General features: G+C 66.7%; 22 protein-coding genes and 2 rRNA genes. 9 read left to right on the top strand and 15 right to left on the bottom strand.

The window, feature by feature from the left end; all coding sequences use genetic code 11:
• Nucleotides 1–289, top strand: a 289-nt coding sequence (locus tag VFW69_RS11195) for a DUF3817 domain-containing protein (RefSeq protein ID WP_526501147.1), incomplete at its 5' end; no start/stop codon positions are given.
• Between the two features lies 1 nt (nucleotide 290).
• Here VFW69_RS11195 and rdgB read toward each other — a convergent pair.
• The 8 genes from rdgB to clpS form a co-directional block, all read right to left on the bottom strand.
• Nucleotides 291–902, bottom strand: coding sequence for an RdgB/HAM1 family non-canonical purine NTP pyrophosphatase (gene rdgB / locus VFW69_RS11190; RefSeq protein ID WP_526501151.1), 612 nt, complete (start codon nucleotides 900–902; stop codon nucleotides 291–293).
• Nucleotides 899–1,678, bottom strand: coding sequence for a ribonuclease PH (gene rph / locus VFW69_RS11185; protein WP_526501145.1), 780 nt, complete (start codon nucleotides 1,676–1,678; stop codon nucleotides 899–901). The genes rdgB and rph overlap by 4 nt, the downstream gene beginning before the upstream one ends.
• 42 nt (nucleotides 1,679–1,720) lie before the next feature.
• Complete coding sequence (locus VFW69_RS11180) at nucleotides 1,721–2,503, bottom strand: cyclic nucleotide-degrading phosphodiesterase (protein WP_526501143.1); 783 nt, start codon at nucleotides 2,501–2,503, stop codon at nucleotides 1,721–1,723.
• A 72-nt stretch (nucleotides 2,504–2,575) separates the two neighbouring features.
• On the bottom strand, nucleotides 2,576–3,391 hold the full coding sequence (gene murI, locus VFW69_RS11175; protein WP_526501141.1) for a glutamate racemase: 816 nt from the start codon (nucleotides 3,389–3,391) through the stop codon (nucleotides 2,576–2,578).
• Complete coding sequence (locus VFW69_RS11170; RefSeq protein ID WP_526501139.1) at nucleotides 3,388–4,068, bottom strand: rhomboid family intramembrane serine protease; 681 nt, start codon at nucleotides 4,066–4,068, stop codon at nucleotides 3,388–3,390. Before VFW69_RS11170 ends, murI begins: the two co-directional genes overlap by 4 nt.
• Before the next feature lie 62 nt (nucleotides 4,069–4,130).
• Complete coding sequence (locus VFW69_RS11165) at nucleotides 4,131–5,180, bottom strand: P1 family peptidase (RefSeq protein ID WP_526501137.1); 1,050 nt, start codon at nucleotides 5,178–5,180, stop codon at nucleotides 4,131–4,133.
• Between the two features lie 16 nt (nucleotides 5,181–5,196).
• Nucleotides 5,197–5,778, bottom strand: a complete 582-nt coding sequence (aosR, locus tag VFW69_RS11160; protein ID WP_526501135.1) for an oxidative stress transcriptional regulator AosR — start codon at nucleotides 5,776–5,778, stop codon at nucleotides 5,197–5,199.
• A 24-nt stretch (nucleotides 5,779–5,802) separates the two neighbouring features.
• The gene (gene clpS, locus VFW69_RS11155) at nucleotides 5,803–6,108 is read right to left on the bottom strand and encodes an ATP-dependent Clp protease adapter ClpS (RefSeq protein ID WP_526501133.1); all 306 of its coding nucleotides are present in this window, start codon (nucleotides 6,106–6,108) and stop codon (nucleotides 5,803–5,805) included.
• A gap of 66 nt (nucleotides 6,109–6,174) precedes the next feature.
• Here clpS and VFW69_RS11150 point away from each other — a divergent pair, with 66 nt between their 5' ends.
• On the top strand, nucleotides 6,175–7,491 hold the full coding sequence (locus VFW69_RS11150) for a nicotinate phosphoribosyltransferase (RefSeq protein WP_526501131.1): 1,317 nt from the start codon (nucleotides 6,175–6,177) through the stop codon (nucleotides 7,489–7,491).
• Between the two features lie 13 nt (nucleotides 7,492–7,504).
• Nucleotides 7,505–9,562 (top strand): ATP-dependent DNA helicase, encoded by a 2,058-nt coding sequence (locus tag VFW69_RS11145; protein WP_526501129.1) that lies wholly within the window; start codon nucleotides 7,505–7,507, stop codon nucleotides 9,560–9,562.
• Nucleotides 9,563–9,571: 9 nt separating this feature from the next.
• Here the strand turns inward: VFW69_RS11145 and glgP are convergent, their stop codons facing one another.
• Nucleotides 9,572–12,208: an alpha-glucan family phosphorylase gene (gene glgP / locus VFW69_RS11140; protein WP_526501127.1), complete on the bottom strand. Its 2,637-nt coding sequence runs from the start codon at nucleotides 12,206–12,208 to the stop codon at nucleotides 9,572–9,574.
• A 222-nt stretch (nucleotides 12,209–12,430) separates the two neighbouring features.
• On the opposite strand from glgP, the gene VFW69_RS11135 reads away from it, so the two are divergent.
• On the top strand, nucleotides 12,431–14,524 hold the full coding sequence (locus tag VFW69_RS11135) for a maltotransferase domain-containing protein (protein ID WP_526501149.1): 2,094 nt from the start codon (nucleotides 12,431–12,433) through the stop codon (nucleotides 14,522–14,524).
• Between the two features lie 23 nt (nucleotides 14,525–14,547).
• Entirely contained in the window at nucleotides 14,548–16,743 is a 2,196-nt protein-coding gene (gene glgB, locus VFW69_RS11130; protein WP_526501125.1) for a 1,4-alpha-glucan branching protein GlgB, read from the top strand.
• Nucleotides 16,744–16,751: 8 nt separating this feature from the next.
• Here glgB and VFW69_RS11125 read toward each other — a convergent pair whose 3' ends face one another.
• A complete protein-coding gene (locus VFW69_RS11125; RefSeq protein WP_526501123.1) occupies nucleotides 16,752–17,669 on the bottom strand; it encodes a tetratricopeptide repeat protein in 918 nt (305 codons plus the stop codon).
• A gap of 180 nt (nucleotides 17,670–17,849) precedes the next feature.
• A complete protein-coding gene (locus VFW69_RS11120; RefSeq protein ID WP_526501121.1) occupies nucleotides 17,850–19,031 on the bottom strand; it encodes a thiolase family protein in 1,182 nt (393 codons plus the stop codon).
• 89 nt (nucleotides 19,032–19,120) lie between these two features.
• Here VFW69_RS11120 and mce point away from each other — a divergent pair, with 89 nt between their 5' ends.
• Nucleotides 19,121–19,588 carry a methylmalonyl-CoA epimerase gene (mce, locus tag VFW69_RS11115; protein ID WP_526501119.1) on the top strand — a complete coding sequence of 156 codons (468 nt, stop codon included), beginning with the start codon at nucleotides 19,121–19,123 and terminating at the stop codon, nucleotides 19,586–19,588.
• A gap of 11 nt (nucleotides 19,589–19,599) precedes the next feature.
• Here mce and VFW69_RS11110 read toward each other — a convergent pair whose 3' ends face one another.
• Nucleotides 19,600–19,908: an Rv1322 family protein gene (locus tag VFW69_RS11110; RefSeq protein ID WP_526501117.1), complete on the bottom strand. Its 309-nt coding sequence runs from the start codon at nucleotides 19,906–19,908 to the stop codon at nucleotides 19,600–19,602.
• A gap of 23 nt (nucleotides 19,909–19,931) precedes the next feature.
• The gene (gene nucS / locus VFW69_RS11105) at nucleotides 19,932–20,603 is read right to left on the bottom strand and encodes an endonuclease NucS (protein WP_526501115.1); all 672 of its coding nucleotides are present in this window, start codon (nucleotides 20,601–20,603) and stop codon (nucleotides 19,932–19,934) included.
• A gap of 45 nt (nucleotides 20,604–20,648) precedes the next feature.
• On the opposite strand from nucS, the gene VFW69_RS11100 reads away from it, so the two are divergent.
• From VFW69_RS11100 to VFW69_RS11090, 3 genes are all read left to right on the top strand, one after another.
• Nucleotides 20,649–22,259: an adenylate/guanylate cyclase domain-containing protein gene (locus VFW69_RS11100; RefSeq protein ID WP_526501113.1), complete on the top strand. Its 1,611-nt coding sequence runs from the start codon at nucleotides 20,649–20,651 to the stop codon at nucleotides 22,257–22,259.
• 216 nt (nucleotides 22,260–22,475) lie between these two features.
• Entirely contained in the window at nucleotides 22,476–23,963 is a 1,488-nt protein-coding gene (locus tag VFW69_RS11095) for an AlkA N-terminal domain-containing protein (RefSeq protein WP_526501111.1), read from the top strand.
• The gene (locus VFW69_RS11090) at nucleotides 23,960–24,463 is read left to right on the top strand and encodes a methylated-DNA--[protein]-cysteine S-methyltransferase (RefSeq protein ID WP_526501109.1); all 504 of its coding nucleotides are present in this window, start codon (nucleotides 23,960–23,962) and stop codon (nucleotides 24,461–24,463) included. Before VFW69_RS11095 ends, VFW69_RS11090 begins: the two co-directional genes overlap by 4 nt.
• A gap of 60 nt (nucleotides 24,464–24,523) precedes the next feature.
• On the opposite strand, the gene rrf is transcribed toward VFW69_RS11090, so the two are convergent.
• Together rrf and VFW69_RS11080 are read right to left on the bottom strand one after the other, a co-directional pair.
• Nucleotides 24,524–24,636: ribosomal RNA gene (gene rrf / locus VFW69_RS11085) — 5S ribosomal RNA — on the bottom strand.
• 90 nt (nucleotides 24,637–24,726) lie between these two features.
• Nucleotides 24,727–25,134 (bottom strand): 23S ribosomal RNA (locus VFW69_RS11080); the annotation flags it as partial.

The following is a 25,134-nucleotide window of genomic DNA, read 5'->3' as shown; positions in this document are numbered from 1 at the left end:
CGCGTTGCTCGGCTACCGGATCATGGCGTGGACCACCGGTCTATGGCTCATCGCGTTGTGCTACGAGATCGTCTCGCACCTCGCGTTCCACCACGAAATCCGGTGGATCGAGGTCGTCCACGGCTGGGTGTACTTCATCTACGTGTTGACCGCGTTCAACCTGGCGGTCAAGGTGCGCTGGCCGCTCGGCAAGACGGTCGGCGTGCTGCTCTCCGGAACCATCCCGCTGCTCGGCATCATCGTCGAGCACTTCCAAACCAGGGACGTCAAGGCGCGTTTCGGTCTTTAGGTCACTTCCGCCGCGATGCCAGCGTTTCCAACGCCGGCAACAGCAGCCGCAGGGCGCGACCGCGATGCGAGACCGCGTCCTTCTCCGTCGGGCTCAGCTCCGCTGCCGTGCGATCGTGCCCCTGGGGCACGAAGACCGGGTCGTAGCCGAAGCCGCCGTCGCCGCGCGGTTCGCGCGCAATGCTTCCGGGCCACTCGCCGCGCACGACTACCTCCCCTGCGGCCGAGACGAGCGCACAGGCGGACACGAACGCCGCACCGCGACGTCCGTCCGGCACGTCGCGCAACTGCGCCAACAGCAACGCGGTGTTGCCCGCGTCGTCGCCATGCGTGCCCGACCAGCGCGCCGACAGCACACCGGGCATGTCGTTGAGCGCGGCGACCTCCAGCCCGGAATCGTCGGCGACACTCGCCAGCCCGCTCGCGGCGAACGCATCGCGCGCCTTGGCCAAGGCGTTGTCCTCGAAAATCGCTCCCGTCTCCGGCGCTTCCTCGAACGGCGCAACGTCGTCGAGCGACACCAACGTTAATCCCCTCAGACCGGCAGCATCGAGCACCCGGCGCAACTCGGCCAGCTTCTTGGGGTTACGGCTGGCGACCAGCAGGCGGGTCAGCTGCCGAACGCCTTGGGCGCCGGGGCCCCCTCAGGGAGCACACCGGGATATGGGAGCTGGAGCGCGTCGCGCTGCGCGGCGAACAACTTGTCACACGCGGCCAGCGCCACGTCGAGCAATTTGTCCAGCGTCGACCGCGGAAACGTTGCCCCCTCGCCGGTCCCCTGCACCTCCACGAGGGTCCCCGTGTCGGTGGCGACGACGTTCATGTCGACCTCGGCGCGGGAGTCCTCCTCGTACGGCAGGTCGACGCGGATCCGCCCGTCGACCACGCCGACGCTGACCGCCGCGATCGCACAGGACAACGGCCGGGGATCCGACAGCTTGCCCAAAGCCGCGAGATAGGTCACCGCGTCGGACAACGCAACGAAGGCGCCCGTGATGGCAGCGGTGCGGGTGCCGCCGTCGGCCTGCAAGACGTCGCAGTCGACGGCGATGGTGTTCTCCCCCAGCGCTGCCAAGTCGATGCAGGCGCGCAGCGACCGCCCGATCAGCCGGCTGATCTCCTGGGTGCGCCCGGACAGGCGGCCCTTCACCGATTCGCGGTCCGAGCGGGTGTGGGTCGCCGACGGCAACATCGCGTACTCCGCGGTCAGCCACCCCAGGCCCGATCCCTTGCGCCAGCGCGGCACCCCCTCGGTGACGCTGGCCGTACACATGACCTTGGTGTGGCCGAATTCGATCAATACCGAACCGGCGGGGTGGTCGGTGAAGCCGCGGGTGATGACTACGGGCCGAAGCTCGTCGTCAAGGCGGCCGTCTTCTCGTTTCGTCACGCCGCCAACATTAGCGGGCAATTCAGCACCGCCGCGGGTGGCTCAGACCCGCTCGGAGCGGCGGATATCGAACGTCTCCCCGCACACCACGGCATGCACGGGACCATCGAACTCGGCCTTGGCCTCGCTGATGACGTCCTCACGCGAGGTCCACGGCGGGATGTGCGTCAGCAACAGTTCGTGAACGCCGGCCTCGGCCGCGGCCCGGCCGGCCTCGGTGCCCGACAGATGCAGCGCGGGTGGCCGCTCCGGCGAGTGCGTCCACGAGGCCTCGCAGAGGAAGACGTCGGCACCGCGAGCCAGCTCGACGAGTTGATCGCAGGTACCGGTGTCGCCGCTGTAGACGAACGAGGCGCCGGAGGGATCGGTGATCTTCAAGCCGTAGGACTCGGTCGGATGAGCCACCACTCGCGGTGTCACCGTCAGCGCGCCGATCGACACCGGCTCGCCGTCGACCCAATGACGAACGTCGAAAATGTCCGAACAGTCGTCGATCTCACCACCGTAGGGTGACGATGCGGCGCCCAGACGCGACCACGTGTCCCCCGGGCCGTAAAGCAACGCCTTGCCCAGCGGACGCGTCGGGTGGTAGCGCCGCCACACGAAAAGTCCGGGCAAATCCAAACAATGGTCGGCGTGCAGATGGGACAAAAGCACGTGCACGGAACCGGGATCCGCATACCGCTGTAGCGCGCCGAGAACGCCCCCGCCGAAGTCGATGACCAACGGCGGAGTGTCCGGTGCCCGGAGCAGATAACCCGACGCGGGCGAATCCGGACCGACCACGCTGCCCGAGCAGCCGAGCACGGTTATTCGCACGGACACTACTGTGCCATGCCCGATACGACCGTGACGAAAACATCGCCGCATTGGTGTGACGAGAATCTCGTCCGGTCGTTAATCAATGCGCACCTGGTGAACGGGCTGGACACCGGTGACGGCGGGACCCAGAAATCGCGCCGCCAGTGCGGTGAATGCCTCGGGGTCGCCGGTGGCTTCGAAAACCCGAGTCGCAGGGGGTGCGTCGTGCGGGCGAAGCAGATCGTGTTCGGTCAGCACCCGAAGCACTTCCTTGGCGGTTTCCTCGGCGCTGGAAACCAGCGTCACGCTGTCACCCATCGCCAACTGGATGAGCCCGGACAGTAGCGGGTAGTGCGTGCAGCCGAGCACCACCGTGTCGACCTGTGCGCGCTGCAGCGGCTCTAGATAGCCCTCGGCCAATCCGAGCACCTGACGGCCGCTGGTCACGCCGCGCTCCACGAAGTCGACGAAGCGCGGGCAGGCCACCGCGGTGATCTCGGTGTCGCGGGCGGCGGCGAACGCGTCCTGATACGCGTGCGAGTTGATGGTCGCCTGGGTGCCGATGACGCCGATACGCCCGTTGCGCGTCGTGGCCACCGCGCGGCGTACCGCGGGCAGGATCACCTCGACGACGGGCACGTCGTAGCGTTCGCGAGCGTCCCGCAGGCACGCCGCGGATGCCGTGTTGCAGGCGATGACCAACGCCTTGACGCCGCGGCCGACGAGGTCGTCACCAATGGCCAGCGCGTGCGCGCGGACCTCGGGGATGGTCAACGGGCCGTACGGACCATGGCCGGTATCGCCGACGTAGATGATGTCCTCGTCGGGCAGCTGGTCGATGATCGCCCGCGCGACGGTGAGTCCCCCGACACCGGAATCGAAGACCCCGACGGGTGCCAGTGCCGAGCTCATATGGGCCGCGGCACCGCGGTGCCGGCCTTCCTCGAAGTCCGGCTCTTACGCTCCGGCGCGGACAACAGGTAGGCGGCCAGGATGCCGGCGATCGCTCCGCACAGATGGCCCTGCCATGACACGCCTCCGCATCTGCCGAGCACCGGCATGGCCCCGAGCAGGACGCCGCCATAGGCGAACATCACGATCAGGCCGATGATGATGTCGCGGATCCGGCGGACGAAGATGCCGAACACGAGCAAGAAGGCCAGCCAGCCGAAGATCAGGCCGGACGCGCCGATGTGGTCGGTGGGCCCGCAGCTGCTGCCGACGTTGCCGATGAGCCAGGTGCCGAAGCCGCCCAGGATCCACACGATGGCGGTCGCCCAGACGAACCGGGACAGGCCGGCCAGGGTCATCAGGAATCCCAGGATCAGCAGCGGCACGGTGTTGGCCATCAGGTGTTGCCAGCTCTCGTGCAACACCGGGGCGAAGATGACGCCCCACAGGCCGTCGGCTTCCAGTGGCCTGATGCCGTTGGCGTCCAGCGAATGCCGGGTCAGCTGGTCGATCAGTTCGACGAGGTAGAGCAACGCCACGAAGGTGAGGATCGTGGCGGCTCCCACGGTCGCGGTTGGCCGCTTCCTCGTCTGGGCGGCAGGCGCGCCGGGGCGTCCCCGGGGGGTGGTCTTACCCATGGCTGCCCTTCCAGCGTGTTTTCCAGCATCGTCAAGGCTACCGGCGCTGCGGCCGGTCGATCTCATCGACCGAACGCCCCGGGCAGCACGTCGCGGTAGCTCGGTATGCCGGCGATCGATTTCGCAGCCAGCACACCGCACAGCACCGCTTCCGCCACGCAATCGGCGGCGGCGATGCCCACCTCGGTGACAAGCCGGGTCTCCGGGGAGAAGGCAGCGGGCACTGGTTTTGCACTGGCCGCCGCGCCTACCTCGACCGCCCCGGTAGCCAGCACGAACACCGTGTCACCGTCGACCGGCGTGTGCGCCGGCCGGATGCTGCGGGCCAGGCCGTCGTGGGCGGAGATCGCCACCCGCCGACATGCCGCCGGGCTCAGGGCGGCGTCGGTGGCCACCACCGCGATGACGGTGTTGAGCGGGCTGTCCACCGTATTCGACGGGGACGGCAACTGGGCGAAGGTGTCGACCTGCTCGGCCGGCGGCGGCCGCAGTGCGAACTCCCGGGTCAGGTCCGGCATCCACGGCAAGCCGGTGCCCCGGTCGACGACCTCGCCCGCGGAGTTCACCACGGCCACCGCTCCGACGGTCACGCCGGACGGCAGCGCCCTCGACGCGGTCCCGACGCCGCCCTTGAGCGCGCCGGCGCGGGCCCCCACCCCGGCGCCGACGGTCCCGACACCCATCGCCGTTCCGTCTTCGGCGGCGGCACAGGCCGCATAACCGAACTCAGCCGTCGGGCGGCACTCCCAGCCGCCGACCGGCAGATCGAAGATCACCGCCCCCGGCACGATCGGCACCACGCCGCCGTCCATCGCCACGCCGCGTTCGCGTTCTTCCAGGAAGCGCATGACACCGTCCGCGGCGGCCAGCCCGTAGGCGCTGCCCCCTGCAAGCAACACCGCGTCCACGAACCGCACGGTGTTGGCCGGGTCCAGCAGATCGGTCTCCCGGGTACCGGGCGCGCCGCCGCGGCAATCCACCGCGCCGACGGTGCCCGGCGGGGTGAGCACGACGGTGACGCCGCAGGCCCAGCCGGCGCCCAGGGACGCGTCGGGATCCAGTCGTTGGTAGTGGCCGACGCGGATGCCCGCGACATCGGTGATGGCGTTCATCTGTCGCGCGCCGCGGTCATCGGGGCCCCATCAGCACCAGGACCAGGTACTCCTGCAACACCGTCAGCCACTGATACACGTCGAAGTGCACGGCCAGGGGATGGTCGGGCGGCAGGCGCTCCGGGCCCTCCGGCCCGACCTCGAGCATGACTCCTAGGGTCAACCGAATGTCGTTGACCGCCCCGATCCAGCAGTTCGCGTCGTCCTCGGTCAGCTCGAAGCGGCCGCCACCGTCGGGAACCGTGCTCAGCAACCGCTGCGCGGCAACGCGTTTGGCGTTGACGATGTCGGGCTCGTGCAGGCTGCGCAGTGCCGCGTTCAGGCTATCCGCGCCGTCGGGCGGCGCGGTGTCGTCACCGTCGTGCCGGTAGAAGTCGGGCAGCAGCCGACGCAACGTGGGGTCTTTCGGGGGATCGGCGTTGCCGGTCTTTATCCCCGTGATCTCCTCGAGTTCGTCTGCGGGCGAGGCAGATTCACGCTCGTCGAGCAAGCCGATCATCGCCGTGGCCAAGTTCTTGAGCAGGGCGGCTTCATGCGAGGCCAGGGACGACCGGAAACGGGGACCGCTAGCGGTCTCGACCCGCTTCCATTTGCGCACAGGGAATCGCCGACGCCTCGAGCTTCAGCGGTCCTGCTGCATCGTCGCCCACAAACCGGCGGCGTGCAGCTTGGACACATCGACTTCCATGGACTCACGGCTGCCGGCGGACACCACGGCCTTTCCTTCGTTGTGCACCTGCAACATCAGCTTGGTGGCGTGCGGCTCGCTGTAGCCGAACAACTTCTGGAACACATACGTCACATAGGTCATCAGATTGACCGGGTCATCCCAGACGATCGTGACCCACGGACTCGCCGTGGCCTCCACGGGAGCGGACTCTCGTTGTCTTGTAGTGCCCGGCTTAGTGGGCGCTGACATAACAACCATGGCCTACACGATACCGAGGGATGGACGACGTTACCGAGCGCCAATCGCAGCCGATACCGTTATGGAATGAACGACCCGGTCGTTACTGGGCTGCTGACCGACAAGTACGAGTTGACCATGTTGGCGGCGGCGCTGCGAGACGGCACCGCCGATCGCCGGACCACCTTCGAGCTTTTTGCCCGCCGACTTCCCGAAGGCCGCCGCTACGGCGTGGTCGCCGGAACCGGCCGGCTGCTCGACGCGCTGCCGCAGTTCACCTTCGGTGACCAGGCGTGCCAGTCGCTGGTGCAGTTTCTCGACCCGGATACGTTGCGGTACTTACGCGAATTTCGATTCGGCGGTGACATCGACGGCTACGCCGAAGGCGAGCTGTACTTCCCCGGTTCCCCGGTACTGTCGGTGAGCGGGACGTTCGCCGAATGCGTGGTGCTCGAGACGCTGGCACTGTCGATTTTCAATCACGACACCGCGGTCGCGTCCGCCGCGGCGCGCATGGTGAGCGCGGCCAGGGGACGCACGCTGATCGAGATGGGGTCACGACGAACCCACGAGCAGGCGGCCGTCGCCGCTGCCCGCGCGGCGTACCTGGCCGGCTTCGCGGCGTCGTCCAATCTGGAGGCGCAACGCTGCTACGGAGTACCCGCCGAGGGCACCTCCGCGCACGCGTTCACCATGCTGCATGCGCACGCCGATTCCCCCACGGAATCGACCGAATTGGCGGCGTTCTCCGCACAGGTCGACGCGCTCGGAGTGGACACCACCCTGCTGGTGGATACCTACGACGTGACGACCGGCGTGGCCAACGCGGTGGCCGCCGCCGGTACCGGGCTGGGTGCGGTGCGCATCGATTCCGGCGAGCTGGGCGTGCTGGCCCGCCAGGCGCGTGAACAGCTCGACAAGCTCGGGGCGACCCGGACCCGCATCGTGGTCTCCGGCGACCTCGACGAGTTCTCCATCGCGGCCTTGGCCGCCGAGCCGGTCGACAGTTACGGCGTGGGCACGTCGCTGGTGACGGGCTCGGGCGCCCCGACGGCGAACATGGTGTACAAACTGGTCGAGGTGGACGGCTTGCCGGTCCAAAAGCGCAGCAGCCACAAGCAATCCCGCGGCGGGCGCAAGGAGGCGCTACGCCTGTCGCGCGATTCCGGCATCGTCACCGAGGAGGTGGTGTATTCGGCCGGCCATCAGCCCGCCGTCTCCGAACCGGCTCGGATGCTGACCGTCCCGCTGGTCCGCGGTGGCGAATTAGTGTCCAAACCGAACCTCGCCGCGGCGCGCGAGCTGGTAACTTCCGGGCTGCGCAGTCTGCCGTGGGAGGGCTTGAACTTGTCGCAGGGTGATCCCGCGATCACGACCACGCAGATTCCCGCCGACCGGCGCTAGCACCGCGCGAAAAATGCCGCGGCGCAAGCGCCGCCCCAAAACAGCGAAGAGGGTAGCCACGTCTGACGTTTCCGTGTCCGAGCTGCTGGCCACCGCGGTGGCCGCGCTCGGCGGTAGTGAACGCACCGGCCAGCAGGAGATGGCCGGCGCGGTGGCGCGGGCCTTCGCCACCGAAGAGCACCTGGTGGTGCAGGCCGGCACCGGTACCGGTAAGTCGCTCGCGTATCTGGTGCCCGCAATCGTCCACGCGCTCGACGACGACTCCCCCGTCGTCGTGTCCACGGCCACGATCGCTCTGCAGCGCCAGCTCGTCGATCGCGATCTGCCCCGGCTGGTCGATTCGCTGGCAGATGCGCTGCCGCGCCGTCCGCAGTTCGCCTTACTCAAGGGCCGGCGAAACTATCTGTGCCTGAACAAGATTCACAACGGCGGGGCCGCCGACGGTGAAGAAGGCGACGACCGGCCGCAGGAGGAACTCTTCAACCCCATGGCGGTCAGCGCGTTGGGCCGCGACGTGCAACGGCTCACCGAATGGGCGTCGAGCACCGAATCCGGTGACCGCGACGACCTGAAGCCCGGCGTCCCGGACCGCTCCTGGTCGCAGGTCAGCGTTTCCGCGCGGGAATGCCTCGGCGTGACGCGCTGCCCGTTCGGCGCCGAGTGCTTTTCCGAACGGGCGCGTAGCCGGGCCGGCCGTGCTGATGTGGTGGTCACCAACCATGCGCTGCTGGCCATCGACGCTGTGGCCGAAACGGCGGTGCTGCCCGAACATGCGCTGCTGGTCGTTGATGAAGCACACGAGCTGGTGGATCGGGTGACGTCGGTGGCCACCGCGGAGCTGACGTCGGCCTCCCTCGGCGTGGCCGCCCGGCGCATCGCCCGACTGGTGGACCCGGATTTGATCCAACGTCTGGAGGCGACGACGGCGAACTTCGCGTCGGTCATCCACGACGGCACGCCGGGCCGCATCGATCGCCTCGACGAGGAGCTGGCGACCTACCTGACGGCGCTACGCGACGTGGCGACCGCGGCGCGCTCGGCGATCGACACCACCAACGACCCCAAGGCGGCGTCGGCGCGCGCCGAAGCCGTTGCGGCACTGAGCGAGATAACGGACACCACGTCGCGCGTGCTGGCATCGTTCGGCCCGGCCATTCCCGACCGCACCGACGTGGTGTGGCTGGAGCACGAGGAGATCAGGGGTTCGTCGCGCCCGGTGTTGCGGGTGGCGCCCCTGTCGGTCGCAGGGCTGCTGCGGTCCCGGGTGTTCTCGCGTTCGACGGTGGTGCTGACGTCGGCGACGCTGACCATCGGCGGCTCGTTCGACGCTATGGCCACGGCGTGGGGACTGACGGCCGAGGACGGCGACCACGCGCACTGGCGTGGCGTCGACGTGGGTTCGCCGTTCCAGCACGACAAAGCCGGAATCTTGTATGTGGCCGCGCACCTGCCGCCACCGGGACGCGACGGCACCGGCTCCGCCGAGCAGCTGAGCGAAATCGCCGAGCTCATCGCCGCCGCCGACGGGCGCACCCTGGGCTTGTTCTCGTCGATGCGGGCGGCCCGGGCGGCGGCCGAGGTCATGCGCGAACGGCTGTCGACACCGGTGCTGTGTCAGGGCGACGACAGCACGTCGGCGCTCGTCGAGCAGTTCAGCGCCGACCCCCAGACGTCCCTGTTCGGCACGCTGTCGCTGTGGCAGGGCGTCGATGTGCCGGGACCGTCGCTGTCACTGGTGCTGATCGACCGCATCCCGTTTCCCCGGCCCGACGACCCCCTACTGGGCGCGCGGCAGCGCGCGGTCGCCGCACGCGGCGGCAATGGTTTCATGGCCGTCGCGGCCAACCACGCGGCGCTGCTGTTGGCTCAGGGATCGGGACGGCTATTGCGCCGCGTCACCGATCGCGGCGTGGTTGCTGTGCTCGACTCCCGCATGGTCACCGCCGGCTACGGCGGCTACCTGCGCGCCTCGTTGCCACCGTTTTGGCAGACCACCAACGGCGACCAGGTGCGCCAGGCGCTGCAGCGACTGCGCACCGCAGCCCCATCGGAAGAGGGCCTGTCGGCCTGACCGATCCGGCTATCGCGCCAGCGTGACCAGGCCGAGCTCGTTGCTGGCCGCCAGCATCGGATTGTGGGGCAGCACGCGCACGGTGTAACCGACCGATCCCGCCAGCGGCAGCGGCGTCGTCGTCGAGAAGACCTGGTTGCCGCCCTCGGCTGTGCCGGTGTAGGACATCTCGACGGTGATCGGCTCCAGCAGTGCATCGCTGGCGTCGACCCGGCCCACCAGCGCCTGGACCGTGACCTCGTCGGGCGCCAGGCCGGCCAGGTGGACGGTGGCGGTCAGGGTCAGCTTCGAGCCGAGCACCGGACTGTCCGGCAGGCCGGTGCTGTCGACGTCGGTGACGGCGATTTTGGGCCAGGCCTCCTGGGCGCGCCCGCGGTAGGCGGCCAGTTCGCGCGCAGCGCCGAACTCGCCGCCACCTTCGTCGCCCTCAGCCGGGGCGATGGTCCGACGCAACGACTGCGCCGCCGGCGTGTAGTACTGCTCGACGTAGTCGCGCACCATGCGGGACGCCAGCACTTTTGGTCCGAGCGTCTGCACGGTGTGGCGCACCATCTCGATCCAGCGCGGCGGCACGCCGTGTTCATCACGCTCGTAGAACTTCGGCGCGACGGCCTCTTCCAGCAGTGTGTAGAGACCGCCAGACTCCAGGTCGTCGCGCCGGTCTTCGTCGGCTACGCCATCGGCAGACGGTATCGCCCAACCGTTTTCGCCGTCGTACCATTCGTCCCACCAGCCGTCGCGGATGGACAGGTTCAGCCCGCCGTTGAGTGCGCTCTTCATTCCCGAAGTGCCGCAAGCCTCCAACGGTCGCAGTGGATTGTTCAGCCAGACGTCGCAACCCCAATACAGCAGCCGCGCCATGGACATGTCGTAGTCGGGCAGAAATGCGATGCGGTGGCGCACCTCGGGCCGGTCGGCAAAGCGCACCACCTGCTGGATCAGCGCCTTACCGCCGTCGTCGGCCGGGTGCGATTTCCCGGCGACGATCAGCTGAATGGGCCGCTCTTGGTCGAGCAGTAGCTGTTCCAGCCGATGCGGATCACGCAGCATCAGCGTCAGCCGCTTATACGTCGGCACCCGCCGGGCGAACCCGATGGTCAGCACCTCTGGATCGAATGCCGTTGCTATCCAACCTAATTCGGCGTCCGAGGCGCCTCGTTCCAGCCAGGAGCGACGTAGCCGCTGCCGGACGTCGTCGACCAGCAGGGACCTCAGCTGCGAGCGGATCCACCACAGATGGCCCGCGTCGACCTGCTTGAGGCGCAGCCAAACCCCCGGATCGCTGAAGGAATCCGACCCGGCCAGCTCACGGCCCAGCTGCAGCCACTGCGGCGCCGCCCAGGTGCGCGCATGAACTCCGTTGGTAATCGAGCCGATCGGCACCTCACTGGCGTCGAAGCCGGGCCACAGTTCGTTGAACATGGACCGACTCACCCGTCCGTGCAGCGACGACACACCGTTGGCGCGCTGGGCCAGCCGCAGACCCATGTGGGCCATGTTGAACTTAGTGGGGTCGTCCTCGGCGCCGAGCGCCAGGATGCGAGCCGTCGGCACCCCCGCCAGCAACACGGGCGAGGCGTCGGCTGTCGCGGCCTTCCCGGGTTCCGCTTGGTCGGCCACGTGGTCGTCAAAGTACAACCGCACCATGTCGATGGGGAACCGGTCGATGCCGGCGGGTACCGGGGTGTGCGTGGTGAACACCGTGCTCGACCGCACCACCGTCAGCGCGGTGTCGAAGTCCAGTCCCGAACCGGTCATCAGCTCGCGGATGCGTTCCGCTCCGAGGAAACCCGCGTGGCCCTCGTTCATGTGGAACACCTCGGGCGCCGGCAGGCCGTGAATGTCGGTGAAGGCGCGGATCGCCCGCACCCCACCGATGCCCGCCAGGATCTCCTGCCTCATCCGATGTTCTTGGTCACCCCCGTACAAACGGTCGGTGACGCCGCGCAGATCGTGCTCGTTCTCCGGGACATCGGAATCGAGCAACAGCAGTGGAACCCTGCCCACTTGTGCGACCCAGATCCGGGCGTGCAGCTGCGCGGAGTCCGGCAGCATCAACTCAACCAGGGCAGGCTCGCCGGTCGCGTCGGTCAGCAGCCGCAGCGGCAGGCCTTGGGGGTCCAACGACGGGTAGGTCTCGTTCTGCCAGCCGTCGGCCGTCAACGACTGACGGAAGTATCCGGAGCGGTAGTAAAGGCCCACCGCTACCAGCGGCACACCCAGATCGGACGCGGACTTCAAGTGGTCGCCGGCAAGGATGCCCAAGCCGCCGGAGTAGTTGGGCAGCACTTCGGCGATGCCGAACTCCATCGAGAAGTAGGCGATCGCGGCCGGCATTTCGGCGCCGTGCTCGTGCTGGTACCACAGCGGGCGGCTCAGGTAATCGTTCAAATCGGCGGTCAGCGCGTCGAGCCGGCCCAGGAACGCCTCATCAAGCGCCAACTCGTCCAGCCGCGCCGGGTTGACCGCGCCCAGCAACGCCACCGGATCACTGCTGCATCGCTCCCAGAGGTGTGGGTCGATGGTCGCAAAAAGCTCTTGGGTGGGTTTGTCCCAGGACCATCGCAGGTTGGTCGACAGCTGGTCCAGCGCGGTCAGACGCTCCGGAAGGTGAGCACGGACGGTAAACCGGCGGAGGGCTTTCACGCGTTACTACCTTACTGAGGTTCTGAGCCCGCGCACGGCGGGAAGGATCGCTTTTCCTCGCCGGTGTGTGACCGAAGACTAGGGTGGGTATCGGGTAGTTATCGGGGTCGCAACGATGCCTCCCCGCTTAGAAAGTTCCCCACGACAGGAAGTTTCCCACGAGCGGCAGTCCGCACGGAACACATCGTGGGGTTAGCCGCACACAATCGGAACGGAGTGGTGGTGCCCGGTCGTGTCGAGATCGATAACGTCCAACCGGTCGTTTCCTGTGGCGCGTATCCCGCGAAAGCTGTGGTCGGCGAGGTCGTGCCGGTCAGCGCCGCGGTATGGCGAGAAGGCCACGAGGCCGTCGCGGCCACTCTGGTCGTGCGCTACCTCGGGTCCGGCTATCCGCAGGTAACCGAGACCCGCCGAGTCAAGGCGGTTCAAGCGCCGGCAAAGCCGGTGGCCGAACGCGATGGCAAGGTCAACCAGCAACGAATCAAGCCGCTGTCGCTGCCGATGACAATGGGTCTCGAACCGTACGTTTTTCACGGACAGTTCATCCCCGACCAGGTCGGGTTGTGGACCTTCCGAGTCGACGGGTGGGGCGACCCGATTCATTCATGGCGGCACGGGCTGATCGCCAAATTGGACGCCGGTCAGGGCGAGACCGAACTGTCCAACGATCTGTTGGTCGGCGCCGGGCTGTTCGAGCGTGCGGCGACGGGTGTACCGCGCCCACTGCGCGAACCGTTGCTGGCCGCCGCCACCGCGCTGCGCAAGCCCGGCGACCCGGTCACCCGGACCGCGCTGGCACTGGGGCCGGAGATCGAAGAAATTCTGGCGGACTACCCGCTGCGCGATCTGGTCACCCGCGGCGAACAGCACGGCGTCTGGGTGGACCGGCCGCTGGCCCGGTTCGGCTCCTGGTATGAGATGTTTCCCCGCTCGACCGGCGGGTGGGATGCCAAGGGCAATCCCGTGCACGGCACCTTCGCCACGGCCGTCGCCCAGCTTCCGCGCATCGCGGCGATGGGATTCGACGTCGTCTACCTGCCGCCGATCCACCCGATCGGCAAGGTACATCGCAAGGGGCGCAACAACTCCCCGACCGCCGCCCCCGGGGATGTGGGTTCTCCCTGGGCAATTGGCAGCGACGAGGGTGGTCACGACGCCGTCCACCCGGATCTGGGCACCATCGAGGACTTCGACGCCTTCGTCGCCGCGACACGCGAGCTGGGCATGGAGGTGGCGCTGGACTTGGCGCTGCAATGCGCACCGGATCATCCCTGGGCGCGTGACCACCGCAATTGGTTCACCGAATTGCCCGACGGCACCATCGCTTACGCGGAAAACCCGCCCAAGAAATACCAGGACATCTATCCGATCAACTTCGACAACGACCCGGCCGGGCTCTACGACGAGGTGCTGCGCGTGGTCCGGCACTGGATCGACCACGGCGTCAAGTTCTTTCGCGTCGACAACCCGCACACCAAGCCGCCGGATTTCTGGGCCTGGCTGATCGCCGCGGTCAAGGCTGTCGATCCCGACGTGCTGTTCTTGTCCGAGGCCTTCACGCCACCGGCGCGGCAGTACGGTCTGGCGAAGCTGGGGTTCACCCAGTCCTACAGCTACTTCACCTGGCGCACGGCGAAGTGGGAGCTGACCGAGTTCGGCAACGACATCGCCAACCTCGCCGACTTCCGCCGGCCCAACCTGTTCGTCAACACCCCCGACATCTTGCATGCCATCTTGCAGCACAACGGGCCCGGAATGTTCGCCATCCGCGCGGTGCTGGCGGCGACCATGGGGCCGGCGTGGGGCGTGTATTCGGGTTACGAACTGTTCGAGCACCGCGCGGTGCGGGAGGGCAGCGAGGAGTACCTGAACTCAGAGAAGTACGAATTGCGGCCCCGCGATTTCGCGGGTGCCCTCGCCGAAGGACGATCGCTCGAACCATTCATCACGCAGCTCAACGCAATTCGCCGACTACATCCCGCACTGGAGCAAATGCGCACGATCCATTTCCACAGCGTGGACAACGATGCGTTGCTCGCCTACTCGAAGTTCGACCCGGCGACCGGCGACTGTGTGTTGGTGGTCGTGACGCTCAACGCTTACGGAGTCGAGGAAGCGACGCTGTTTTTAGACATGGCCGCTTTGGGTATGGAGCCCTACGAGCGGTTTTGGGTGCGCGACGAGATCAGCGGCCAGGAATTCCAATGGGGGCAGGCCAATTACATTCGCATCGACCCCGGGCAGGCGGTCGCGCACATCATCAATATGCCACTCATACCGTATGACTCACGAATGACACTGCTACGCAGGCGATGAAACGTACCGGAGGTGCAAGGGACATGAGCCAAGCCGATCAACTCGCGCGGACACACTTGGCGCCCGGTCCGGCCGACCTGTCGCGCCTGGTCGCTGGCACACACTACAACCCGCACAGCATTCTGGGCGCCCACGAATACAACGATCACACCGTCATTCGGGCGTACCGGCCGCATGCGGCCGAAGTCGTCGCGCTGGTCGGTGACGACCGGTTCCCCATGCAGCACATCGAATCCGGTCTGTTCGCCGTGGTGTTGCCGTTCGCCAACTTGATCGACTATCGGCTACAGATCACCTATGAAGGTGCCGAGCCGTACGTCGTCGCCGACGCATACCGCTTTCTGCCGACGTTGGGTGAGGTCGACCTTCACCTGTTCGGGGAGGGACGCCATGAGCGGCTCTGGGAAGTCCTTGGCGCACATCCTCGCTCGTTCACCACGGCAGACGGCGTCGTCACCGGGGTGTCGTTCGCGGTGTGGGCGCCCAACGCCAAGAGCGTTAATCTGATCGGTGAGTTCAACGGCTGGACCGGCAGTGAAGCCCCGATGCGGGTGCTGGGGTCGTCGGGCGTCTGGGAGCTGTTCTGGCCCGATTTCCCCCTTGAGGGGCTGTACAAGTTTCGCGTACACGGCGCGGACGGCGTCGTGACCGACCGGGCCGACCCGATGGCGTTCGCCACCGAGGTGCCGCCCCACACCGCGTCCCGGGTGACGCGCAGTGAATACAGCTGGGAAGACGCCGACTGGATGGTGGAGCGCGCAAAGCGCAACCCGGTGTTCGAGCCGATGAGCACCTACGAGGTTCACCTGGGTTCCTGGCGCCCCGGCCTCAACTACCGGCAGTTGGCCCGCGAGCTGACGGATTACGTGGTGGAACACGGGTTCACCCACGTCGAGCTGCTGCCGGTCGCCGAGCACCCCTTCGCCGGATCGTGGGGCTACCAGGTGACGTCGTACTACGCACCGACGTCGCGATTCGGGACACCGGACGAGTTTCGGGCTTTCGTCGACGCCTTGCATCGGGCCGGCATCGGCGTGCTGGTCGACTGGGTGCCGGCACACTTCCCCAAGGACGCCTGGGCGTTGGCGCGGTTCGACGGCACCCCGCTCTACGAGCACTCCGACCCTCAGCGCGGTGAGCAACTCGACTGGGGTACCTATGTTTTCGACTTCGGCCGCCGGGAGGTGCGGAACTTCCTGGTAGCCAACGCGCTGTTCTGGCTCGAAGAGTTCCACATCGACGGCTTACGAGTGGACGCGGTAGCGTCCATGCTCTACTTGGACTACTCGCGGCCCGAGGGCGGCTGGACCCCCAACATCTACGGCGGCCGGGAAAACCTCGAAGCGGTGCAGTTCCTGCAGGAGCTGAACGCCACTGCTCACAAGGCCGCGCCGGGCATCGTCACGATCGCCGAGGAGTCAACCTCGTGGCCCGGGGTTACGCGGCCGACAAACCTTGGTGGCCTGGGCTTTTCGATGAAGTGGAACATGGGCTGGATGCACGACACGCTCGACTACATCAGCCGCGATCCGATCTACCGCAGCTACCACCACCACGAGATGACGTTCTCCATGCTGTACGCATTCAGCGAGAACTACGTGCTGCCGATCAGCCATGACGAGGTGGTCCACGGCAAGGGAACCCTGTGGGGCCGGATGCCGGGCAACAATCACGTCAAGGCGGCCGGGCTGCGTAGCTTGCTCGCCTACCAGTGGGCGCACCCGGGCAAGCAATTGTTGTTCATGGGACAGGAATTCGCGCAGCGCGCCGAGTGGTCGGAGGAGCGCGGCCTGGATTGGTGGCAGCTCGACGAGCAAGGATTCTCCAACGGGGTCTTGCGCTTTGTCCGCGACATCAACGACATCTACCGCAGTCACCCGGCGCTGTGGAGCCAGGACACCGTGCCCGACGGCTACTCCTGGATCGACGCCAACGACTCCGGCAACAACGTGCTGAGCTTCTTGCGCTACGGCAAGGATGGCTCGGTGATGGCGTGCGTGTTCAACTTCGCGGGCGCCGAGCACGGCGGATACCGACTGGGTCTGCCGTCGGCCGGCCGCTGGCGCGAGGTGCTCAACACCGATGCGACGGCCTACAACGGTTCGGGTATGGGCAACATGGGCGGCGTCGACGCGACCGAAGACCCGTGGCATGGCCGGCCGGCCTCGGCACTGTTGGTGCTGCCGCCCACGTCAGCGCTGTGGCTGGAACCCGAGTAAAGACCGCTTCAGTACAGGGCGTTGGCGAGGTTACGCCGTCCGGCGACAACCTCGGGATCGGCGGGGTCGAAGAGTTCGAACAGCTCGACCAGCCGGGTGCGCACCAAAGTGCGGTCGTCCCCGGATGTGCTGCGCACCAAGGCGATCAGACGATTGAAGGCGGCCTCGACATCCTGATTGAGGATCTGCACGTCGGCCGCCGCGAGTGCGGCTTGGATGTCGCCGGGCGCGGTGTCGGCAGCGGCGACGGCATCCGGGCGTTGCGCGGTTGCGCGCGTGAGGAATTCGATCTGCCTAATCGCGCCCGTGGCTTCGGCGTTGGCTGGGTTGGCGTCCAGGATCGACTGGTAGGCCGTCTTGGCCGCCTCGAAGTCGCCGTCTTCCAGCTGCTGGCGGGCTGCGGCCAGCTCGGGATCGACGGCCTCCGGCTCACCGGAACCCGCTGAGCCCTTGAGCTTTCCGGCGGTCGCCGAGAGGATTTGGTCCAACCAGCCGCGTAACTGCTCGGGCGGCTGCATGCCCTGGAAACTCGAGATCGGCTGACCGGCGGCCAGCGCCACGACGGTCGGAACCGCGTCGACACCGAATATCTGCGCGACCCTGGGCGCGACATCGACGTTGACCGTCGTCAACGACCACTTGCCGTTGTCCTGCGCGGCCAGCCCGGCGAACATGTCGAGCAGCTGGACACACGCTTCGCTGCGAGGCGACCACAGCAGCACAACGACGGGCACTTCCTCGGACCGGTGCAGCACCTCGGCCTCGAAGTTGGTCTCGGTGACCGCGATGATCCCGGGGTCACCCTCGGGGGCCGACGGCCCGGACCCTGCGGGAGGGCCGCCCGCCGGCTGGGGCCGTTGCTTGAGACCGGAGAGATCGACCGCACCAGCCAGGGCGGGGCCGATAGAGGGTCGCGGACGCGTCACGCCGTCAAGTTTGTCATGCGCCTGGGCTACCCATCCACCCGGTCGCGACGGCAGTCAGGCGGCGGCACGACGGGGCGAAAAAGCCCACCGAGCAGGGTCGTGATCGGCAAATATGACGAAGATCACAATTTGTCCTCGGCGCGCCGCGCCAGCAACGTCGGCGAAAGCCACTGACTCTGGCTAACCCGCGCGCAGAATCAAGGCGTCGCCCTGCCCGCCGGCCCCGCACAGCGCCGCGACGGCGTATCCCGAGCCGCGTCGTGACAACTCCAGGGCGGCATGCAGCGCGATCCGCGCTCCCGACATCCCGATGGGGTGCCCCACGGCTATCGCGCCGCCGTTGACGTTGACGAGGTCGGGATTCACGCCCAGTTCGCGCGTCGACGCCAGTGCCACCGCGGAAAACGCCTCGTTGATCTCGATGACATCGAGCTGGTCGACCGAGATGCCCTCACGGCCGATCGCCTTCTTGATCGCGTTCGCCGGCTGCGACTGCAGGGTTGAATCCGGTCCGGCCACCACGCCGTGCGCGCCGATCTCGGCCAGCCAGGTCAGCCCCAGTTCTTGGGCCTTCGCCTTGCTCATCACCACCACCGCGGCCGCGCCATCGGAGATCTGGGAGGCCGAACCGGCGGTGATGGTGCCATCGCGGCGAAATGCCGGCTTGAGGCCGGCCAATGACTCGGCGGTGGTGTTGGCGCGAATCCCCTCGTCCTCGGTGAACTGTAGGGGATCACCTTTGCGCTGCGGGATGTTGACCGGCACCACTTCGTCGGTGAAGACGCCGTCCTTCCATGCCGCGGCCGCCTTCTGGTGGGACCGCGCAGCGAACTCGTCCTGCTCCTGCCGGGTGAATTTGTCGACGTCGTTGCGCTGCTCGGTGAGCGCGCCCATCGGCTGGTCGGTGAACACGTCGTGCAGGCCGTCGTAGGCCATGTGGTCGAGCACCGTCACGTCGCCGTACTTGTAGCCCGAGCGGCTGTCCATCAGCAGGTGCGGCGCCTTCGTCATGGACTCCTGGCCGCCGGCCACCACCACGTCGAACTCCCCGGCACGAATGAGCTGGTCAGCCAGCGCGATGGAGTCAATACCGGACAAACACATCTTGTTGATGGTCAGCGCCGGAACATCCCAGCCGATGCCGGCCGCCACGGCCGCCTGGCGTGCCGGCATCTGACCGGCCCCGGCCGTCAGCACCTGGCCCATGATCACGTAGTCGACCGCGGAGGCCGGAACTTTGGCCTTTTCCAGCGCGCCCGCGATCGCGATGGCCCCCAGATCGCTGGCGGAGAAGTCCTTCAGCGAACCCATCAACTTGCCGATGGGTGTCCGTGCTCCAGCAACGATCACCGACGTCGTCATGACTGTCTCCTAAGGCCTACCAGGCGCTCCCTCGATGGCCGTTTCGGCCTCCCGGAGAAGCGCAATCTTTGCCGCCAGGTTACCGTTATGTGATGACGACCGATCAAGTTGACGCCCGTCAGATCCTGGCCACCTCACTGGTGACGGCGATCGATCACGTCGGCATCGCAGTCGCCGACCTGGACGCCGCCATCGCCTGGTACCACGACACGCTCGGCATGATCCTGGTGCACGAGGAAGTCAACGAGGAGCAGGGAATCCGCGAAGCCATGCTGGCTGTGCGCGGCGCCCCCGCGGGCACCGCGCAGATCCAGTTGATGGCCCCGATCGACGAGTCCTCGACGATCGCGAAGTTTCTCGACAAGCGCGGTCCGGGCATCCAGCAAATGGCCGTTCGGGTCAGTGACCTCGACACCTTGGCCGAGCAGCTCCGCGAGCAAGGAGTGCGCCTGATCTACGACGCACCCCGACGCGGCACGGCAAACTCCCGGATGAACTTCATCCACCCCAAGGACGGCGGCGGGGTTCTGATCGAGCTCGTCGAACCGGGCGCCTGAGACCGGATACTCTACGACCACTTCCTGGTTGGACCGCGGGTAGCGCGGTGCGCCCAGCAGGGCGTGTGCCAATGCCGGCGGTCCTCGACTTGACCCGCGCCTCCCCCGAGCGTCGAATCGATCGGCCATACCACCAGATGCGCTGAGCCGGACCGTATTTCGTGATCGCAGCCGGGGCACCTATAGGTTTTGACCGCACGGGCCGCCGGGACGGGACGGACTTCGTACTCGTGGCCATCGGGCCCGAGCTCCACCCGACGCAATGCCGGCGGCGGCGCGACCGGCCGCGGCCGACGTGGCGGGGTACGGCGCCGAGCCATGGGTCCAGTCTAGTGGCGGGCCCTCAGAACAGCCGGTATTCGTCGCTGTCCATCCCGCGCATCTTGTCGTAATTCAATGTCAGACAACGGATACCGCGATCGGTGGCCAGTGTGCGGGCCTGCGGCTTGATCTGCTGAGCGGCGAACACCCCTTTTACCGGCGCCAGCACGGTGTCGCGGTTGAGCAGGTCCAGGTACCGGGTGAGCTGCTCGACACCGTCGATCTCGCCGCGACGCTTGATCTCTACCGCCACCGAACCGCCGCGTTCGTCACGGCAGAGCAGATCGACGGGGCCAATGGCCGTCATGTACTCGCGGCGGACCAACGTGTATCCCTCGCCCAGCAGTTGCACGTGCTCGGCGAGCAGCGCCTGCAGGTGCGCCTCGACGCCGTCCTTGACCAGCCCGGGATCGATGCCCAGCTCGTGGTTGGAGTCGTGTTCGATCTCCTCGACGGTGATGCGCAATTGTTCGCCGGCTTTGTTCTCAACCACCCACACCGGGGCCTGATCACCGGTCTCTTCGGTCAGCCAGCACGGCGGGCTCATCCAATTCAGCGGCTTGTAGGCCCGGTCGTCAGCGTGCACACTGACCGATCCATCAGCCTTGAACAGCAGCAATCTGCGTGCGGATGGCAGATGCGCGGTGAGTCTGCCGACATAGTCGACGGTGCATTGAGCGATCACTAGACGCACCCGACTCACCTTAGAGCGTGGCCGACAAATTACGCTGAACCCACGATGTTGGCCAGTCAGACCATGGCTCGACGCCTGGGGCGGGTGCTAGAGCGAGTCACCCGTCAGAGCGGACGGCTGCCGGAAACACCCGCCTACGGGTCGTTCCTACTCGGGCGGGTCTCGGAAAGCCCACGCCGCCGCCGCATCCGCATTCAGGTCATCCTGACCGTGCTGGTGCTGGGCGCAAACCTGATCGGCATCGGCGCCGCGCTGCTGTTGGTCACGGTCGCCATTCCCGCACCGAGCGTGTTCAACGACGCGCCCTGGTGGATCACCTTCGGCGCCGCGCCGGCCTATATCGCACTTGCCCTCACCGTGGGCGTCTACTGGATCACTCGCCGGACCGTGCTCGCATTGCGGTGGGCGATCGAGGAGCGCGCGCCGACCCCTGAGGACGAGCGCAACACGTTCATCGCCCCGTGGCGAATCGCGTTGGTCGACCTCATTTTGTGGGGCGTCGGGGCGGTAGTGCTGACGGTCCTCTACGGCCTGGTCAACACCGTGTTTATCCCGCGGTTCCTCGTGGGGGTTGGCTTCTGCGGCGTTCTGGTGGCCACCGGGAGCTATCTGCTCGCCGAGTTCGCGCTGCGGCCGGTGGCGGCCCAGGCGCTCGAGGCGGGGCCACCGCCACGGCGGCTGACGGCCGGCATCATGGGCCGGACCATGACGGTATGGTTCCTCGGGTCGGGTGTGCCGGTCATCGGCATCGTCGTCCTGACTACATTCCAGATTCTGATGCAAAACCTGACCGAGACTGAGTTCGCGGTCGCTGTGCTGATGGTGTCGTTTGCGACGCTGATCTTCGGATGCGTCTTGATGTGGATCCTGGCCTGGCTGACGGCCACACCGGTGCGCGTAGTCCGGGCGGCGCTGCGACGCGTCGAGCAGGGGAACCTCCGCGGCGATCTGGTGGTGTTCGACGGAACCGAACTCGGTGAGCTGCAGCGCGGTTTCAACGCCATGGTCGACGGTCTACGGGAGCGCGAACGGGTTCGCGATCTTTTCGGCCGGCACGTGGGACGCGAAGTGGCCTTTGCTGCAGAACGCGAGAAGCCGAAGCTGGGCGGCGAAGAACGCCATGTCGCCGTCGTGTTCATCGATATCCTCGGGTCGACGCAACTGGTGACAAGCCAACCTCCGGCCAAAGTCGTTGCGGTGCTGAACCGTTTCTTCGCGATCGTCGTCGAAGAGGTGGACCGCTACTGTGGGTTGGTCAACAAATTCGAGGGTGATGCGTCGCTAGCCATCTTCGGAGCACCGAACCGCCTGGACAGTCCTGAAGACGCGGCCCTGGCCGCCGCGCGCTGCATTGCCGAACGAATGTGTGACGAAATGCCCGACCTCGAGGCTGGCATCGGCGTGGCGGCGGGTCGTGCCGTTGCCGGAAACGTCGGCGCCAGGGAGCGTTTCGAATACACCGTGATCGGTGAACCGGTCAACGAGGCGGCCCGGCTGTGCGAGTTGGCCAAGTCGCATTCGGGCCGGCTTCTTGCCACGGCTGACGCCATCGAGGGGGCAAGTGAAAATGAGCGAGAGCGTTGGTCGTTGGGCGACACGGTGACCCTGCGCGGGCATGAGCGTCCGACTCAGCTGGCGTCGCCGGTCGACGCGTAAAGGTTGGTTTCGAGCCGAAATGGGCGTGGCGGCAACTGTGTGACCTCCGCTCAAAAGTTTCAGGTACTTGCTACTAGCGTCGACGAGCGGCCCCGCGACCAAGGCGGGCGGTTTGATATGTCGGGCCTGCCCCTGCGCGCGCCTGGTGACATCCGCATCCACGACGATGTCGTTTTTCCGCCAGTTTTGTCGGTGGGCGGGTGTAAATCTGGAAACGTGCATGACGACTTCGAACGCTGCTACCGCGCCGTCCAGTCCAAGGACGCCCGGTTCGACGGATGGTTCGTCACCGCGGTGCTGACCACCCGCATCTACTGCCGGCCCAGCTGCCCGGTGCGGCCACCGTTCGCACGTAACGTGCGGTTTTACCCGACGGCGGCCGCCGCTCAGCGAGCCGGCTTTCGAGCATGCAAGCGGTGCCGCCCCGACGCGTCCCCGGGTTCTCCGGAGTGGAATGTGCGCGGTGACGTCGTGGCGCGAACGATGCGCCTGATCGCCGACGGGACGGTGGACCGCGAAGGTGTCGGCGGCCTGGCTGCCCACCTCGGTTACACCAACCGACAGCTGGAGCGGCTGTTACAGGCCGAGGTTGGGGCCGGCCCGCTCGCACTGGCCCGCGCGCAACGGGCACAGACCGCCCGGGTGCTGATCGAAACCACGGACCTGCCATTCGGCGATGTCGCATTCGCCGCCGGTTTTTCCAGCATCCGTCAGTTCAACGACACCGTGCGCTCAGTCTTCGAGAAGACACCGAGCGCGCTGCGCCAGCGCGTGACGACACGCTCCGGATCGGCCCCGAATTCCCCTGGCACCGTGTGCCTTCGGCTCCCAGTACGCACGCCCTTCGCCTACGTCGGCGTCTTCGGTCATCTCGCGGCGAGCACGGTGCCCGGTTGCGAGGAAGTCCGCGATGGCGCCTACCGGCGCAGTCTGCGCCTTCCGTTCGGCAACGCAATCGTCACCCTGACCCCCGCCGTCGATCATGTCCGGTGCGTGCTCGTGCTGGACGACTTTCGTGATCTGACAACGGCTATCGCGCGCTGCCGGCGGCTGCTGGACCTCGATGCCGACCCGGACGCGGTGGACGAAGCGCTGAGCGACGACGCGGAGTTCTGCGCCGTCGTATCCAAGACGCCGGGGCAGCGGATCCCGCGCACGGTTGACGAAGCCGAACTGGCGGTGCGCGCGGTGCTGGGCCAACAGGTGTCCACCAAGGCAGCGAGCACTCATGCGGGCCGCCTAGTCGCCGCCTACGGGCAGCCGATCAACGATCCCGAGGGAACGTTGACGCACACCTTCCCATGCGTTGAGCAGCTCGCGGACATCGACCCCATCCATTTGGCGGTGCCCCAGGCCCGGCGACGGACACTGAGTGCGCTGGTCGGTGGCCTCGCCGCCGGAAGTGTCGTGTTGAGCGCCGGATGCGACTGGGAAAGCGCCCGAACGCAATTACTCGCCTTGCCCGGCGTCGGCCCCTGGACCGCGGAAGTGATCGCAATGCGCGGCCTCGGCGATCCCGACGCGTTTCCCGCCAGTGATCTGGGCCTACGCCTGGCCGCCAAACAGCTGGGTCTGCCGTCCGACGAACGCTCGCTCGTCGAGCGCAGTGCGCGGTGGCGACCCTGGCGTTCCTATGCCACCCAATATCTTTGGACCACTCTCGAGCATCCGGTAAACCGTTGGCCGCCACAGGAGGTCGCATGACCGAGTACCGCACCATCGACAGCCCGATCGGACTGCTGACCCTGGCCGGGCACGGCTCGGTGCTGACGAATCTTCGCATGGTCGACCAGACCTACGAGCCGAGCCGCACCGGGTGGTCGCCGAACCCGCGGGCGTTCGGCGAGGCCGTCGCGCAACTCGGCGCGTATTTCGCCGGCGAGCGCACCGACTTCGACTTTGAATTCGACCTGCGCGGCTCCGAATTTCAGCGGAGGGTGTGGAAGGCGCTGCTGACCATCCCGTATGCGGAGACGCGATCCTATGGACAGATCGCCGACCAGATTGGAGCTACCGGTTCCGCGCGCGCGGTGGGTTTGGCCAATGGACACAACCCGATCGCGATCGTCGTCCCTTGTCACCGGGTCATCGGCGCCAATGGCAGCCTGACCGGCTACGGCGGCGGGGTCGACCGAAAGCGAACGCTTCTCGATATGGAGCGCAGCCACACGACCACCCATGCGGATTTAACGTTATTCGATTAGTAGTCGCCCCTTATTCGCAAATGCAAAAACACCCCCGTCGCCGGGGGTGTTTTTGTGTATGTTCGGCGGTGTCCTACTTTTCCACCCGTATGGGCAGTATCATCGGCGCTGACAGGCTTAGCTTCCGGGTTCGGAATGGGACCGGGCGTTTCCCTGTCGCTGTGGCCGCCGTAACTCTATTTAAATTTGTTTGGTGGGGGGTGTGGCGTCAAAGTTATTCTGCGGCAAATAGCCGCCGAACTGGACTGTGGTTGCGATTGCGTGTTGGTAAGTTTTCGGCCGGTTAGTGCCAGTTCCCTGCACCCATTACTGGGCTTCCAGGTCTGGCCTATCGATCCCGTAGTCTGCGGGGGGCCTTATCCCTCTAAAAGGGTGAGAAACCTGATCTTGGAGAAGGTTTCCCGCTTAGATGCTTTCAGCGGTTATCCTGTCCGAACGTGGCTATCCAGCCGTGCCCCTGGTGGGACAACTGGTATACCAGAGGTTCGTCCGTCCCGGTCCTCTCGTACTAGGGACAGGTTTCCTCAAGTTTCTGACGCGCGCGGCGGATAGAGACCGAACTGTCTCACGACGTTCTAAACCCAGCTCGCGTGCCGCTTTAATGGGCGAACAGCCCAACCCTTGGGACCTGCTCCAGCCCCAGGATGCGACGAGCCGACATCGAGGTGCCA

It is taken from the genome of Mycobacterium sp. (genome assembly GCF_036273375.1).
In the GTDB taxonomy this organism is placed as follows: Bacteria; Actinomycetota; Actinomycetes; order Mycobacteriales; family Mycobacteriaceae; genus Mycobacterium.
Note: the sequence above shows the minus strand (reverse complement) of the source record. Positions and strands in the feature narration are given on the sequence as shown.

Bases quoted from the DNA above. Each gene is read 5' to 3' on its own strand.
- murI (WP_526501141.1), bottom strand. From the start codon at position 3,391: ATGAGCTCGGCACTGGCACCCGTCGGGGTCTTCGATTCCGGTGTCGGG.
- VFW69_RS11170 (WP_526501139.1), bottom strand. From the start codon at position 4,068: ATGGGTAAGACCACCCCCCGGGGACGCCCCGGCGCGCCTGCCGCCCAG.
- VFW69_RS11165 (WP_526501137.1), bottom strand. From the start codon at position 5,180: ATGAACGCCATCACCGATGTCGCGGGCATCCGCGTCGGCCACTACCAA.
- clpS (WP_526501133.1), bottom strand. From the start codon at position 6,108: ATGGTTGTTATGTCAGCGCCCACTAAGCCGGGCACTACAAGACAACGA.
- VFW69_RS11150 (WP_526501131.1), top strand. From the start codon at position 6,175: ATGAACGACCCGGTCGTTACTGGGCTGCTGACCGACAAGTACGAGTTG.
- VFW69_RS11145 (WP_526501129.1), top strand. From the start codon at position 7,505: ATGCCGCGGCGCAAGCGCCGCCCCAAAACAGCGAAGAGGGTAGCCACG.
- glgB (WP_526501125.1), top strand. From the start codon at position 14,548: ATGAGCCAAGCCGATCAACTCGCGCGGACACACTTGGCGCCCGGTCCG.
- VFW69_RS11120 (WP_526501121.1), bottom strand. From the start codon at position 19,031: ATGACGACGTCGGTGATCGTTGCTGGAGCACGGACACCCATCGGCAAG.
- VFW69_RS11110 (WP_526501117.1), bottom strand. From the start codon at position 19,908: ATGGCTCGGCGCCGTACCCCGCCACGTCGGCCGCGGCCGGTCGCGCCG.
- VFW69_RS11100 (WP_526501113.1), top strand. From the start codon at position 20,649: ATGTTGGCCAGTCAGACCATGGCTCGACGCCTGGGGCGGGTGCTAGAG.
- VFW69_RS11090 (WP_526501109.1), top strand. From the start codon at position 23,960: ATGACCGAGTACCGCACCATCGACAGCCCGATCGGACTGCTGACCCTG.